Source organism: Bacteroides intestinalis DSM 17393 (assembly GCF_000172175.1).
GTDB classification, from domain to species: Bacteria; Bacteroidota; Bacteroidia; order Bacteroidales; family Bacteroidaceae; genus Bacteroides; species Bacteroides intestinalis.
The window spans coordinates 3,395,207-3,410,930 of sequence record NZ_ABJL02000008.1 but is presented as its reverse complement, the minus strand read 5'-3'; the positions used below and the strand labels follow the sequence as shown (position 1 = coordinate 3,410,930).

General features: G+C 43.7%; 8 protein-coding genes. 3 read left to right on the top strand and 5 right to left on the bottom strand.

The features are described from left to right. Positions 1 to 3: 3 nt before the first annotated feature. From BACINT_RS23045 to BACINT_RS23025, 5 genes are all read right to left on the bottom strand, one after another. Positions 4 to 3,135, bottom strand: a complete 3,132-nt coding sequence (locus BACINT_RS23045) for a SusC/RagA family TonB-linked outer membrane protein (RefSeq protein WP_232288784.1) — start codon at positions 3,133 to 3,135, stop codon at positions 4 to 6. A 516-nt stretch (positions 3,136 to 3,651) separates the two neighbouring features. Beyond that, complete coding sequence (locus tag BACINT_RS23040; protein ID WP_007667848.1) at positions 3,652 to 5,700, bottom strand: hypothetical protein; 2,049 nt, start codon at positions 5,698 to 5,700, stop codon at positions 3,652 to 3,654. 18 nt (positions 5,701 to 5,718) lie between these two features. After that, the gene (locus BACINT_RS23035) at positions 5,719 to 6,900 is read right to left on the bottom strand and encodes a DUF5009 domain-containing protein (protein ID WP_007667847.1); all 1,182 of its coding nucleotides are present in this window, start codon (positions 6,898 to 6,900) and stop codon (positions 5,719 to 5,721) included. 24 nt (positions 6,901 to 6,924) lie between these two features. Next, positions 6,925 to 7,737: a ThuA domain-containing protein gene (locus tag BACINT_RS23030; RefSeq protein WP_021968369.1), complete on the bottom strand. Its 813-nt coding sequence runs from the start codon at positions 7,735 to 7,737 to the stop codon at positions 6,925 to 6,927. 32 nt (positions 7,738 to 7,769) lie between these two features. Beyond that, positions 7,770 to 10,238: a glycoside hydrolase family 9 protein gene (locus BACINT_RS23025; RefSeq protein ID WP_007667842.1), complete on the bottom strand. Its 2,469-nt coding sequence runs from the start codon at positions 10,236 to 10,238 to the stop codon at positions 7,770 to 7,772. A 505-nt stretch (positions 10,239 to 10,743) separates the two neighbouring features. Between BACINT_RS23025 and BACINT_RS23020 the strand changes: the two genes are divergently transcribed. The 3 genes from BACINT_RS23020 (at position 10,744) to BACINT_RS23010 (ending at position 15,665) form a co-directional block, all read left to right on the top strand. Beyond that, a complete protein-coding gene (locus tag BACINT_RS23020) occupies positions 10,744 to 12,852 on the top strand; it encodes a prolyl oligopeptidase family serine peptidase (protein ID WP_044155442.1) in 2,109 nt (702 codons plus the stop codon). Positions 12,853 to 13,018: 166 nt separating this feature from the next. Continuing rightward, on the top strand, positions 13,019 to 14,356 hold the full coding sequence (gene gdhA, locus BACINT_RS23015) for an NADP-specific glutamate dehydrogenase (protein ID WP_007667837.1): 1,338 nt from the start codon (positions 13,019 to 13,021) through the stop codon (positions 14,354 to 14,356). Between the two features lie 148 nt (positions 14,357 to 14,504). Continuing rightward, positions 14,505 to 15,665, top strand: coding sequence for a M24 family metallopeptidase (locus BACINT_RS23010; RefSeq protein WP_021968368.1), 1,161 nt, complete (start codon positions 14,505 to 14,507; stop codon positions 15,663 to 15,665). Positions 15,666 to 15,724 lie beyond the last annotated feature (59 nt).

The window sequence follows — 15,724 nt, the reverse complement described above, 5'->3', positions numbered from 1 at the left end:
ATGTTAGAAGTTTAAGTTGATACCGAAGTTGTAAACACGAGTCATAGGATAACGTGTGCTGCCAAAGCCGGCTTGTGCCTCCGGGTCATTGGCCTTGAAGCTTGTGAAAGTAAGAAGGTTATAGCCATTGGCATAAACACGGATGTTGTTGATGGGCACACCGGGTATGCGGAACGAATAACCAATCTCCAGGTTCTTCAGACGGATATACGATGCATCGACCATCCATGGGTCTGAAAGTGAACCGTTATGCTCGCGTGCCGATTTCTCAAGAGAGATACGTGGCAGGCTGGCACTGGGGTTATTCTCGGTCCAAGAATTGTCATAGACCCATTTGTTGAGCATTGACTGGTTACCAGTACCGAAGGCTGGAGTATAGAAAGAACTGAGCTGGCGGTTGACGTGGGTGGCACCTACCCAAGTCATGGAGAAGTCGAGACCTTTCCAGTTGAGCGTTGCGTTTATGCTACCAGTATACTCAGGAATATCGCTGTAGCCGATAGCATGTACATCGTTAGCATCCACCTTACCATCACCTGTGAGGTCAACGAATACGCTGTCACCAGGACGCAATGTAATCTGCTGGTCTGGCATGTCAACACCGTAAACTTCCTTGTAGCGCTGTTCGGTTTCACCAGGAACATAGAACTCAAAGAAGTCGTAGCCGAAAGGCTGACCTACAGGATGACCAGTGTGATACATGTGTGGGAATTCCTTCTTCACTTCTGCCATTTCCACAACCTTGTTGCGTGCGAAAGCTAATGTAGGAGCTATCGAGTAGTTCACTTTACCTATCTGGTCGGTACAGCGTAGGGTAATTTCATAACCATGGTTCTTGACACGGCCGAAGTTGACGGAGTTGGGTTTGAGAGCGGAAATACCTGCGATGCTTGTTTCGTTGGAAATAAGGATGTTCTTGCGGTCTTCCCAGAAGAAGTCTACACCGAGATTCAAGCGACCTCCAAAGAAGTGTACATCGGCACCATAATTCTGCTTGGTGGCTGTTTCCCAAGTGACATCGGGGTTACCGTTGCTGGATTCGCGTGCGCCGGGCATGAACACACCGTTGTTGGTACCGAAGTTACCTGTACGGTCGTTGGTCCACCATGCACCACCGTTGTTGTTGTAGAACTGCCATGTGCCAGGCAGATAGAGGAAACGCCCGACACCCTGGTCATTACCTACCTTACCGATAGAACCGCGAAGTTTGAAATAGGAAACAACATTACGGATAGGCTCCCAGAATTTTTCAGAAGAGATTATCCAGCCGAGAGAAGCAGAAGGGAAAAAGCCAAAGCGCTTACCTTTTGCGAAGTTCTCTGAGCCGTTATAGCCCATGTTGAGGTCTACCATATACTTAGTCTGGTAGTCGTAGGTGATACGGCCTACCATACCTACATAACCACGAGGGATAGAATTGTAGACACCGCCGGGATAGTAGTTTTTAGATTCATTATAAAGAACGAGCGCACCGAAATTGTGGTCACCGAACTTGCGGGTATAGTTGAGACTCGCCTCTGCATACCAGTTTCTACCACCCCATTTGGACTCCTCATAGCCAAGAGGCCATGAGTCACCCTGACGGACATAAACAATCTTTGGAGAACCGTTTTCTTCGTATTCACCCTTAGCAATGGTGGCCTTGTAGCTGATACCACCGCCGGTAGTACGTGCTTTCTGCTGTGTATAGTCAGAGTTGTAAGAACCCTTGATACGGAAATCAAGCCCCTTGGTGATAAAGTCGAGCTTGAGCTTGTACTGAAGGTCGAGGTTTACAACACTCTGACGCTGAGTAGTATAACCCTGCTCGTAGATAAGGCCGAGACCATCGGAGCCAACTGCGCCAACGAGATTAGGGTCGGAAATAATACGACGTCCCTCACTATCAAGACCGTAGCCTGACATTGGCGTACCATTGTTGAGAAGACCCTCAACACCAAAAACACCTGACTGACCGTTATACTCACCATTACCGATAGAGTTGCGTCTGCCAATGCGTCCACCGATGCCGATAGAAAGCGTACTCAGCTTAGAGAAATCTACATCGAGGTTGGCACGGAAGTTGTAACGGCGGTATTTGAAGTTTGCGTCATCACCTTGGTCGAAGGTTTTGAAAAGACCGTCCTGATTGAGCATACCGACAGAAACGAAATAGCGGGCACGTTCAGTACCACCCGACACATTAATATTATATTGTTCCTGCCATGCGTGGTCGTTCATCAAGTACTTGAACCAGTTGGTGCTTGGATAAACGGTGGGCATATCCATGTCCTTCCAATGCTGTATAGCTTCCTTCGAGAACTTCCATCCGTCTTCGGCTACTCCTTCCACTTCCTGAGCATGATTGTAAGCTGTTGCATACTCGTAGGAGTTTGCCGGTTCAAGGAATTTAGAAATCTGCTGAAGACCTACTGAAGTTGTCAGTGTGATGGTAGGCTTGCCCATCTCGCCGCGACGAGTTGTAACGAGAATAACGCCGTTGGCACCACGCACACCAAAGACAGCCGTAGCAGAAGCATCCTTAAGAATAGAAATGTCCTGCACCTCGTTCGGGTCTATTTGGCTGAACTCACGCTCGACACCATCGACAAGCACGAGAGGTTCGGCGCTGTTGAACGAACCGACACCACGGATGCGGATGACAGGGTCGTCGGCACCGGGAACGCCGGTGTACTGCACCGACTGGAGACCTGGGAGCTTACCCGAAAGGGTGTTACCAAGCGATGCGGCTGGCGATTTGAGAAGTTCCTTACCACCCACGTTGGAGACAGAACCCGTCAGCGTCACCTTACGTTGCTGGCCGTAGCCAATGACAACCACTTCATCAAGCATTTCATCATCCGATTCCAAAACAACATTAAGAGAAGTCGATGTTGCCTTTGCTTCTTTCGACTTGTAGCCGACATGCGAAAACACCAAGGTTGAACCCTTGGGAACTCCCGACAAAACATAGTTGCCACTGCTATCTGTTATCGTGCCTTTCGACTTGTCTATAGTCTGCACGGTAGCCCCGATAAGTGGCTCGTTCTGCTCGTCAGTAACACAACCTTGCACTTTAAAAAGATTTTGTGCGAAGGACACTCCCGGTAGCAACAAAGCCAACAAAAGGAGATGTAATCTGCATAACTTTCCCATAGCATTAAAATTAAATAAAATCATTAAGTGTTAAAATCATTAGTGTTAGAATTTTCACAAATGTATGGAGATTTCTTTCCAGTAGTGGGTGAAAAAATGACATTTGAGGTTTAAAAAAACACTTATATTTGCATTTTAATGTCGCATAGGTTTAAAAGCTATCAAGGAAATTCCAAAATACATCATTTTCCCAAAAACATACCGCCTAACCTATATAATTCAGAGTCACGCCTCTTTCATTTCAAGGAGTTAGAGCCAACTTGTTGGCTGATAATTCCTTCTAACTCCCGACAATGAATGGTGCAGGTTAAACAAGCTTTATAGGCAATAGAAGAGGATTTTACAAAAAAAGAGACTATCTAACTTTAGTTGTTAGACAGCCTCATTTTTCTACCTGAAAACATCATTCCTTTTAAAGCATCTACTGATATGTATATATAGTTGTCAGTTAGATTTGACAAAAAGTTTATTGGCTATGACAACAATGCGAGTGAGAGAGGAATCTTTGCTGTTCTGTTATCGTTTTCCTATGAATTCATCTATATATGCCCTGTAATCGTGGTGCGTCTTATAGGTACTTTTTCCTATGCCATTCAATATATAGTTGAAACCTTTGGCGCCTCCTCCCGAAAGGGTGTTGTTGCACATGTGATACATTCTTATACCGGTTTTATCGGGTACTTCTATTGAATTCTCAATCATTATTTCGTTATGTAGTACATCATAAATGCCGAAGGCAAAAGCTTCATGAGTATTCACGTTATCAGCTGCTTTATATGCGGCATATCCGGCGCGTGTGCCGTTTTCGCTCATATAGTATTCCTGTGAGGGAGCATCATAGGGCGTTTCGCATTGATAAAAGTAAGTTCGTCCATGTTCTCCTGTCCAGTAAGTCTGATATTCCTGGAAGTGCTCGTTGAATAAGCCGTAAATGGTGACATGGTCGCCGTTTACTACCAGACCGTTTCGGGTGGTATTGATTTCCCAGCCTACACTGCCACGAACACCATGATCTGCCCTCCATATCCAGAAATGGTCGCCAATCACGTCATTGCTGTTTAGTTCAACTGCACGGTCTACGTACACCTTTGCCGGACGGAATCCGCCAATCCGGAAAAACAGGTCGGTGAGCAGAATCGGATTTTGTGTATGTCTTTGAGCTGTTTTCTCCGTACCAACCTGAATCAGGGTATTGGAAGTGTAATGCGCATCAAACATTAGAGAGGCAATCGTTACCCCGTCTACATCTTCTACCAGAATTGCCGTATCGGAATTCTTTTCTCCCGGAATCAGAGTCGCCCATCCGATTCCCAGTATAATGGTGTTGGGGCGGGTGACATGGAGTGGTTCTGAAAGCTCGTACATGCCGGGAGTTATAAGCAGATGTTTGCCTGCTACGAGTTGTTTATTCATGTATTCGGCTGAGACACCCGGTTTCACTACATAAAATTCATTTAGTAAATCCAGAATTTCACCTTCGCCCATGTCAGTGCGGCTGTAGGAGACTCCTTTGTGTTCGTGTTTCAGTGCCGGACGGAATACTTTGTATCTTCCGTCGTCGCCGATAAATAAGAATGGCTTTTCGCGTATGATTGGGGTGGTGGGGATAAAAGTTACATTACCTCCCTTGTCCCAATTGTTCTGATAGGCTTTGATATCTACCTCTGTACCTAATTCAACACCCTGAAAACAATAATTGTATTTGATTTCTTCGAATTCTCCTCGTCCTTTGTTCAAAAAGGAATTTCGGGTATACCATTGTTGTTGGTTTTTAGAACCGGCAGCAGCATCGAAGTAACAATCTGCAGTAAAACCACCGCTTACCCATCCGTTTTCCCATTGGTTGCGTACGACACGTTGTGAGTAAATACGTCGGATCGGTGCAGCCTGAGATACAGCCCATTTGAAAGTTTCCTCTTCATCATAGGTTTCCGGTCCGATCACAGAAAGATTCTCTGCAGAACGCCAGAAAGTACACGTTCCGTTGCCATTGCTTAAGTGGGGAGGGGTGTGTATATTAGAAACTTCCACATCAAACGGTGTTTTTCCTAATCCTGCCAGATGTACATAGAATGGGACTTTCAGCAGTCCGGCTTCCTTATAATCACCGGCTTTGAATAAGAGGGCATAGCGGTTGGGACTGAACTCCTTGCCGAACATTTGTTCATGAATGGCATTAATCTCATTCCCTACGTCCACTTTACGGTCCGTATCACTATATATGTATACATAGTCGCCGAATACTTCGGTATCCATAGCCATTGAGGCCAAGAGGTTACCTTTCTTGTCTGTTATCTGATAATAATAATCATGGGGATTCCCTTTGACTTTTTTATCAATAAATGTTGTTGAAGACGTGCTACCAATCGTCTGGTATTCGCTGAATCTTCCGGTAGATCGTTTTATGGTATATGTTCCGGCAGAAGTTTGTGATGCGATTTTTGTACTAAAGTCCAGGATGATGTTTCCGTTTCGAACTTCTATACCCTTCGCATTTGCTTGCATACCAGCAAACAGAGCGCAGCATGCAAGGAGTATAATTCCGGGGAGTTTGTTTCTTTTCATATTCTGTAATTGTTCGGATTATATTTTCAGTTTTATTTTAACCTTAGCCAGTAGTCCGGCAATTATAACAATGATGAGAGAGTATACGAGTGATTTTAGTAGTCCGGGGATACCGCTGTATAGCGCATGTGGATAGTACCATTCCAGTAATTGCTGTATGGAATACCACAGATAAGGTATTACATAACAGGTGAGTGTGGCCGTTCCCGCAGGTTTGATGATATTGAACCAGGAAGCTTTTCCTTTCACATCCGTCAACCAGTAGAATATTCCAAATAGTGGGAAGAACATAGCTAGGCAATAGAACAACCAGGTAGGAGTGGCCTGTATTTTAGAGATAATCCAATGGGGATGAGAGAATAATCCTAATACGAACATCACTATGCCGAGGCCAAAAAGGATATACAAGAATTTATCCGGATGCTTCCGGTCGGCATACTTCAACATAATCAGGGAAGTGATGATGCCGGACATACCGAATGCATGCAATGTCCAATCGCTGGGAATAAAAGAGAGTAACACAATCCGGCTGCCGTATCCCCAGGGAATTAAATCGGAGTGACTTACAACAGCAAGTAGTATGATGACTATCCAGACAATTGTATTTTTGCAAAGACTCTCCCGGGTAAACAGATAAATGACAGCACATACGGCATAGGTCCAGCCGATCAGTCCTAAGATGCCCCACCAACCTTGTTGAAATGGAGAGCCATGTACATCTTTATATATAACGAGGAATGCTAATAGAATAATGCCAAGGATTTTCATCCCTTTGAACACATATTTCCCAGGACCTTCGGTGTGAGGGTATACATTCCATATCAGGAAAAAAACAATGACCATCAGTATGGAGAACCATTGATAAGATATACTGCCTACATCGCTGCAATTGAGCATAAATAAGCCCATTGCTATCAGGGCAACTGTACGTTCAGATATATGAGAGATGATTTGTAAAGCTGTATCTCCTTTTTTAACTCTATTTTGAATGGCAAAAGGTATAGACATCCCCATACAGAACAGGAATGCGGGAAATATCGTATCAGAGAATCCCATCATATCTTCGTTCATTTCGGCATGCATCAGCCAGTGCGGGACATTCTTCAAACCGGGAATGTCATTGACAAAAAGCATGAAGAACATGGTAAGGGCGCGGAATACATCCACAGCCGCTACCCGTTGTAATGTTGAGCTTTTCATTCAGTATTGGGTATTTGCTGACTTTTATTTCTTGAACGGGTCTCCCTTCTTATCAGTGCTGACTACCCAACGGAAGGCGTTTACAAACAAAAGGTTTTGTGTGGCATCAATGAATTCTTCGTCGCCATGACCCATGTTCAGATAGATCATTCTGTACTTGGTGTTGGTCCATACGATGGGGAAATCACCGAAATTAACCACGTCCTTTATGCCCAATGGATAGTTTTTAGGGGAAATGGAAAGAAGTACTTCTACGTTTTTATTGGTTCTCGGACTGGGATTCCATTGATACCACTCACTTGACGGAGCCACAAAAGAAATGGGTAAATTTCTGGTGACGGGGTGTTCTTCATTGTCAACTTCAACCAGTACAGGTTGAGGGGGCCAGTTATTGCAATAGAAAACCCCGCCACCCAGAAAATCTACAAACCAAGGCCAATTTGTGTGCTTGTCGTTATAGGCGGCTACATGGAAGCCTACCCAGCCGCCTCCGTTTTCCATGTATTTTTCAAAAGCATCGCGTTCGGCTTTTGTATTGGGATAGCCATCGAGCATAACCACTACGCTATATTCTTTCAGCTGTTCGTAACTATATTGAGACAGATCCATGGTAATATCCAGTACAAAACCGTCACCGTAATTCAGTTTTTTGAAGAACTCTACTGCCTGCAAGGAGAATTGATAGTGTGCCTCTTCTGCATGTTGAGTATAGTAAACCAGTGCCTTGAAGCGGGGACCATTGGCATAATTAGCCGGATACCCTTGGGGAGTCTGAGCATTTACCGCAAATGTACAGATAGCAAACAATAGAATAAGATAGAATTTTATACTTCTCATAGCATTCATAATTTATATAGTTAATAACTTTTTTATTCGTATTCAGCAATCAGTGATAGCCATTTTCCTGCCGATGTGACCCATACCTCTTTATAACATGCGTTGTTGGTCTGCGGCCAGTAAGGAATATCACCATTGCCCAATGTACGGATGCCGACAGGCATTTCGCCGGTCATCTCTCCGGAGGAGAAACTGTTCATCTGCGGATAGTTGTATCCTTCGCCATATATCAGGGATTGACCGAATGGATTCTTCCCGACTGTCCAGTAGAGCTGTTCCCGACCGATACCGAGCAATTCTTCATCTTTAAGGAAATTGCCGCAAATGGCAGCGGACTTTCCGGTAGAGAGGTGTATAGCTGTATTGCCGTTGAAAATGCTGAACCATACCGGGAAACGTTTCAGGTAATGCTCCTTGTCGAGCTTGACTCCCCGTTTCACTTGCTCTGTGTACAGATCTTGTGCATTGGATGGTGGAAAGAGGTGAAGGGCGTAAAAGCTCGTAGAATCTTTATACTCTTCTGCATGGTATACTCCACTCGGGATCATTCCGTAAGGCTGGGTATATTTCATTAAACTTTTCAGATAATTACCGTAGAGTTGTATGGAATTTGCCCATTTCTGATAATCAGGATGCTGTTGTTGTGTTTCACAAAGTAACGTCATGGCTTGCATGTAAACCTGTTCACGCGATTGATGGATATAGTGCACAATGGATTTCCGTGATGGATTCCGATAGAAAAAACCACGGGTCTTATCTTTATCTTTTAAAGGTTCCGTACGCTGACAGTCGAGCACATACCGGATGGCTTCTGCGGCTGTCTCTGCATAACAAGATTTTCCAGTCAGTTTGTAGAGCATGCTGGCAGACCAGGATATAGTTGCCATATATTGGCTCTCGGAGGTATTGTAACTATGTTCATACATCTGCTTGAATGAGTCGAAACCATCTTTCCGGAATTTTTCTATGGCAAAAGAAAAGTCTTCTTCCGCTATTTTCCGCAAATGTTCTTGCAACATCGGGTCCCGGTCTATGGTCATTGCGGCATATGCTTCGTATCCTGCATACAGGAAGTTGTCGAATGCCATATTCTGAACACGTACAGAATGGATGTCATCCTTTGTATTCAGTATACCATCCTGCCAGATGAGCAATCCCATGCTGCTGGCACGATATCCGTCCCCATAGCGATTTTTCAGAATAAATTCAATTCCCCATTCCGCTTCTTCCAGTAAGCGGGCAGCCAATGGAGTATTTTGGGTTTTGAACCGATTGTATGCTTCCAGCAGGGCAAAGGTCACGTCTCCGGTTTGTAACGTCTGTTGTGATAAGTCGCCTGCATCATGCCATCCCCCTGAATAAGAAATACTTTTCCCATCATGTTTGGAAAATAAATCCGTGTGGCAAGCCGCGTGTTTACCGGGAACGGGATGCCCGCAGCGTTGGCAGAATAAGAAATTTAATACTCTCCAAAGAGAATTATCCCATAGCTTTTCGTCTATCCGGAATGTTGGAGTCAGGATTTTACCTACTTTCAGTTGGTAATCTCCCGGTTGATTGAAGGCAGTGAAGTCAATAACTCCGAATTCTCCGATGGTGGTTTGTTTTCGTTGCAATGCCCCCTCATATGTCACCTCTTTAGTAGCAGAGTTTATCAGTTGGAATACGGTCTGCTGATTACATAATAAACTATGAACGAGAGCGGTTTTCTGGCTGTTGGTTGTATAACCCGTTGTAGAATAGATGATGGCATCTTCTGTTGGAGTCCATCCGCTTACTTTTCCGGGGGCTTTGATTTGCTGTAATTGGATATTGTCAATGTAATAAATGGCAGAATCACCTGTGGTCCGGTCTTTCCCTTTTAGAGCTGTGTCGAAACGAATAGACATTACTTTATCCCGTTGATATTCGTCTATATCAAGAAAACAGTGATTCCATGTTTTATTGACCAGATTGATGAGGTGGGAGCCACTGGGATGATTGTATCCTTCCTTGGTTGTGGAATTAACGTTTGTGAAGGTCAGATTCATGTTGACTACACGTGCGCCGTCACAATCCGGATAGATGGAAAAAACGATTCTGTTATATTTCTCCCAATTTTGCCCATTGACATGATAGGTGATACCGCTATTTCCATAAGTTGCATAGTCCGGGTCGGAAGGAGAACCGACTGCTCTTTTTCCTGTATCGGTTGGAAAAGTCAGACGAATACTACCTTTGCCGGATACGGATTTCTCATTAGAGAAAGCCATACTGCCAGTTCCGGAATGGGTCCATCCGTTTGTACTGTCTGTTTCTGTAAACGGTTGACTGGATAATACCTCTTTTTTCAACGCATTTTCTTCGAAAGAACGGGAGGTGTCCAAAGGTAGCGGGGCATGAATGAATCCGGTTTCATAAATTTGCTTTTCCAGTAAGGCGTCTCCAGTCAGAGAATTTTGACTGAATAGGGAAACATGACTTATGAGTAACAGGAATAATATGAATGATTTCTTTCTCATGATTTAGTTAACCTTTGGTTTCTGATGCAAGATTAGCGATTATTTGGCAAAAGGAGGTTTGATAATAGCCATAAAACCTTTAAAAACCATCAAAATGCAAAGAAATGATAGAATATCTACTTTAGTTGATGATATTTAAACTCCTTTGGAAAGTAAAAAGACAAACTTTCCTTTGGGGATTGTGACCAGCACTTCTACGTATGTACTACCAGGCTTAGACTAACCTGATACCTACCTTCTCCTTGTTCTATAATTAGGAGTAGGTAAGGAGTATGTAAGGAGTAAGTGTTGTGAGAATTACAAATAAAAGTTCTCATTTGTAAAGACAAACAAATAATTAAAAAAAGAATGAAGCTGACAGGAAATGCTATTTGAAGTATAATAATGGGAAAAATCCTTGTTTTCTATTGGTTGTTTTTGTAATTTTAACGCCTAAACTAAATAAAATATTTTTTGCAATCATTTTAAGAAAGAGAGAACAATCATACTCTTATATATGTATAATATGAAAAAAGTAACTTTATTCGCAACCGGTATCATCATGATGTCATGTGCACAACAACAGAAGCTTACGTATCCTGAAACCGCGAAGGTGGATACTGTAGATGTCTATTTTGGAACAGAAGTACCCGACCCGTATCGTTGGTTGGAGAATGACACTTCCGCTGCAACTGCTGCATGGGTGGAAGCTCAGAACAAAGTAACAAACGGCTATTTGTCTAAGATACCTTTCCGTGATGCTCTGCTGAAGCGACTGACGGATGTGGCTAATTATGAAAAGATTGGTACACCATTCAAGAAACACGGCAAGTATTACTTCTATAAGAATGACGGTTTGCAGAACCAGAGCGTACTGTATGTACAGGATAGCTTGGACGGTGAACCACGTGTATTCCTCGATCCTAACAAACTCTCGGACGATGGTACAGTAGCCTTATCGGGTATCTCTTTCTCGAATAATGGAAAATATACAGCATATACCATATCACGCAGCGGATCGGATTGGCGTGAAATCTATGTGATGGATACGGAAACCGGTAAACTGCTGGATGATCACATCGAATGGGCGAAGTTTACAGGGGCTGCCTGGCAAGGAGACGGGTTCTATTACAGCGCTTATGACGCCCCGGTGAAAGGAAAGGAATTTTCTAACGTAAACGAGAATCATAAGATTTATTATCATAAGATGGGTACGCCGCAGTCGCAGGATCAGCTGGTTTATCAGAATCCGGCACATCCCAAGCGTTTTTATACTGCCAGTGTAAATGAGGATGAGACTGTCCTGTTCCTGTATGAGAGCGGTGACGGGCGCGGAAATGCTTTGTATATGAAAGATCTGCGTAAACCGAATGCTCCGTTTGTGACAATGGCTACGGATATGGATTATAACTATGCTCCGATGGAAGTGATAGGAGATAAGATTTATATGTTTACGAACTACGATGCACCTAAGTACCGTCTTATGATAGCAGATATCAATAAGCCTGCCCTGAAAGATTGGACCGAACTGGTTCCGGAGAGTGAGAATGTACTTTCGAATGCTGGAGTGATAGGTGGAAAACTGTTCCTGACCTATGATAAGGATGCAGCCAACCATGCTTATGTATATGGGATGGATGGTAAGGAAATACTGGAAATAGAATTGCCTTCACTTGGCTCTGTAGGTTTCACGGGAGATAAGGATGATAAAGAATGTTTCTTCGGATTTACTTCATTTACTATTCCCGGTGCTACTTATAAATATGATATGGATGCGAATACCTACGAGCTTTTCCGTGCTCCGAAGGTCGATTTCAATTCTGACGAGTTTGTGACGGAACAAGTGTTTTATCCCAGCAAAGACGGAACAAAGATACCGATGTTCCTGACTTATAAGAAAGATCTTAAGAAGGACGGCAAGAATCCCGTATTCCTTTATGGTTACGGTGGCTTCAATATCAGCCTTAATCCGGGGTTCTCTACATCACGTATTCCGTTCCTGGAAAATGGAGGTATCTATGCACAGGTTAACCTGCGTGGGGGTGGCGAGTATGGTGAAGACTGGCACATAGCAGGTACCAAGATGCAGAAGCAAAATGTATTTGATGATTTTATTTCGGCTGCCGAATATCTTATCGATAATAAATATACTAATAAAGATAAGATTGCCATAGTAGGCGGTTCCAATGGTGGTTTGCTGGTAGGAGCCTGTATGACACAACGTCCCGACCTGTTCCGTGTAGCTATTCCGCAGGTAGGAGTAATGGATATGTTGCGTTATCATAAGTTCACTATCGGCTGGAACTGGGCAAGCGATTACGGCACAAGTGCAGATAGTAAGGAAATGTTCGAGTACCTGAAAGGATACTCTCCACTGCACAATCTGAAACCCGGTACCAAGTATCCTGCAACGATGGTAACTACAGCCGATCATGATGACCGTGTGGTTCCTGCCCACTCATTCAAATTTGCAGCTACCCTGCAAGAATGTAATGACGGAACGAATCCTACGCTTATCCGTATCGATAGCAAAGCAGGACATGGTGCAGGTAAGCCCATGAGTAAGGTGCTTGAGGAACAGGCGGACATTTACGGCTTTATCATGTACAATCTGGGAATGAACCCTAAGTTTTAAATTATAATTCATAATTAATCTGACGTTTTATCATTATTTAATCAAAATATTGCTGGAAAATATAGGTAAATTCAAAAGTTTACCTATATTTGCAGTGTTATTCGCTGACATTTTGTTTGAATAACCTTAAAATCACGAAAGGATAAACCTTTTAAAACGTAATATTATGAATATCGAACGAATTATGTCCTCTTTAGAGGCAAAGCATCCCGGCGAGTCTGAATATCTTCAAGCCGTAAAGGAAGTACTTCTTTCCATCGAAGATATCTATAACCAGCATCCAGAGTTCGAGAAAGCTAAAATCATAGAACGCTTGGTTGAACCCGACCGTATCTTTACGTTCCGTGTTACTTGGGTGGACGACAAAGGTGATGTACAAACCAACCTTGGCTATCGTGTGCAATTCAACAATGCCATTGGCCCGTACAAAGGCGGCATTCGTTTCCATGCATCTGTAAATCTTTCTATCTTGAAGTTCTTAGGATTTGAACAGACGTTTAAGAATGCACTGACCACTCTGCCTATGGGTGGTGGTAAAGGTGGTTCCGACTTCTCTCCACGTGGCAAGAGCGATGGTGAAATTATGAGATTCTGCCAGGCTTTCATGTTGGAATTGTGGCGTCATCTTGGTCCGGATATGGATGTGCCGGCCGGTGATATCGGGGTAGGTGGCCGTGAAGTAGGCTATATGTTCGGTATGTATAAGAAGTTGACGCGTGAGTTTACCGGTACATTTACCGGAAAAGGTTTGGAATTCGGTGGTTCTCTGATTCGTCCTGAAGCTACAGGTTTCGGCGGATTGTACTTCGTGAACCAGATGTTAGAAACTAAAGGCATTGATATCAAAGGTAAGACCGTCGCTATTTCCGGTTTCGGAAATGTGGCTTGGGGTGCTGCTACCAAAGCAACCGAATTGGGTGCAAAAGTAGTTACTATTTCCGGACCGGACGGGTATATTTATGATCCGAATGGTATCAGTGGCGACAAGATAGATTATATGCTTGAACTCCGTGCATCGGGTAATGATATTGTGGCTCCGTATGCAGACGAATTCCCCGGTTCTACATTTATTGCCGGTAAACGTCCTTGGGAAGTGAAAGCTGATATTGCACTGCCTTGTGCTACGCAAAATGAACTGAATGGTGATGATGCCCGTCAGTTGATTGAAAATAAAGTGATGTGTGTAGGAGAAATCTCAAATATGGGCTGTACGCCGGAAGCAATCGATTTGTTCATTGAACATAAGATTATGTATGCTCCGGGTAAAGCTGTCAATGCCGGTGGTGTTGCTACTTCCGGATTGGAAATGTCACAGAACGCTATGCATCTCAGTTGGAGTGCTGCCGAAGTGGACGAGAAACTGCACGCAATTATGCACGGCATTCATGCACAATGCGTAAAATATGGGACAGAACCTGACGGTTACATCAACTACGTGAAGGGAGCTAATATTGCAGGCTTCATGAAGGTGGCTCACGCTATGATGGGTCAGGGAATTATTTAAAGGAAAACTTTGTTTAGTTGTATTTGTATTTGTGGTTTGTGCTGCCCCTGCCTGTGAAGGCGTAGGGCAGTACTTTTTTTCATTCTTCATTCTTCATTCTTCATTTTTTAGTCTACCTTTGCATCTCAAAATTATAAATAACAAAGAGATGTTACAACCTGAATTGAAACTGAGACGCGATAAAATACGCGTCTTGATGGCTCAACAAGAGATTGATGCCGCTCTTATCACTTGCAATGTAAATTTAATCTATACGTATGGACGTGTTGTCAGTGGTTATCTTTATTTACCTCTGAATGCCCCGGCACGTTTGTTTATCAAACGCCCTAATAATATTGAGGGGGAACATATTTATCCTATCCGTAAGCCGGAGCAGTTGACTGATTTGTTGAAAGAGTGCGGGTTACCTTTGCCCACAAAGTTAATGTTGGAGGGAGATGAATTGTCGTATACTGAATATACCCGTCTGGCAGCTTGCTTTCCGGAAACGACGGTTGTGAATGGTACACCTATTATTCGTAAGGCACGCAGTATAAAGACGGATATTGAGATTGAGATGTTCCGCCGGTCGGGTGCTGCTCACGCGAAAGCATACGAGCGGATTCCTTCTGTTTATCAACCGGAAATGACAGATCGCCAGTTGTCTATTGAGATAGAACGTCTGATGCGCTTGGAAGGTTGCCTGGGTATTTTCCGGACTTTTGGACAGAGTATGGAGATATTTATGGGAAGTCTGTTGGCTGGTGATAATGCTACTGCTCCTACACCTTATGATTTTGCTTTAGGAGGTGAAGGACTTGATCCGTCTATACCTATCGGTGCGAATGGTGCAATGTTGCAACCCGGACAGAGTCTCATGGTGGATATGGGTGGAAACTTCAATGGATATATGGGTGATATGAGCCGTGTGTTCTCTATTGGCAAGTTGCCGGAGAGAGCTTATGCTGCCCATCAAACTTGTCTGGAAATACAGGAAGCTGTAACAGAAAAGGCAAAACCAGGGGCTGTGTGCGAAGATCTTTATAATACAGCTATCGATATGGTTACTAAAGCCGGGTTTTCTGATTACTTTATGGGAGCCGGACAGAAAGCGAAATTTATAGGTCATGGTATTGGTCTGGAAATTAATGAAGCCCCTGTACTTGCTCCGCGTATGAAACAGGAGTTAGAACCGGGCATGGTATTTGCGCTCGAACCGAAAATCGTATTGCCGGGTATTGGTCCGTTGGGCATCGAAAATTCTTGGGCAGTAACAGCGGACGGGGTAGAGAAGTTGACGCTGTGTAAGGAAGAGATTATAGAAATGTAGGATAATTATGAATTATGAATTATGAATGGGCTGCGCAATCATGCCGCATGGCAATTCAT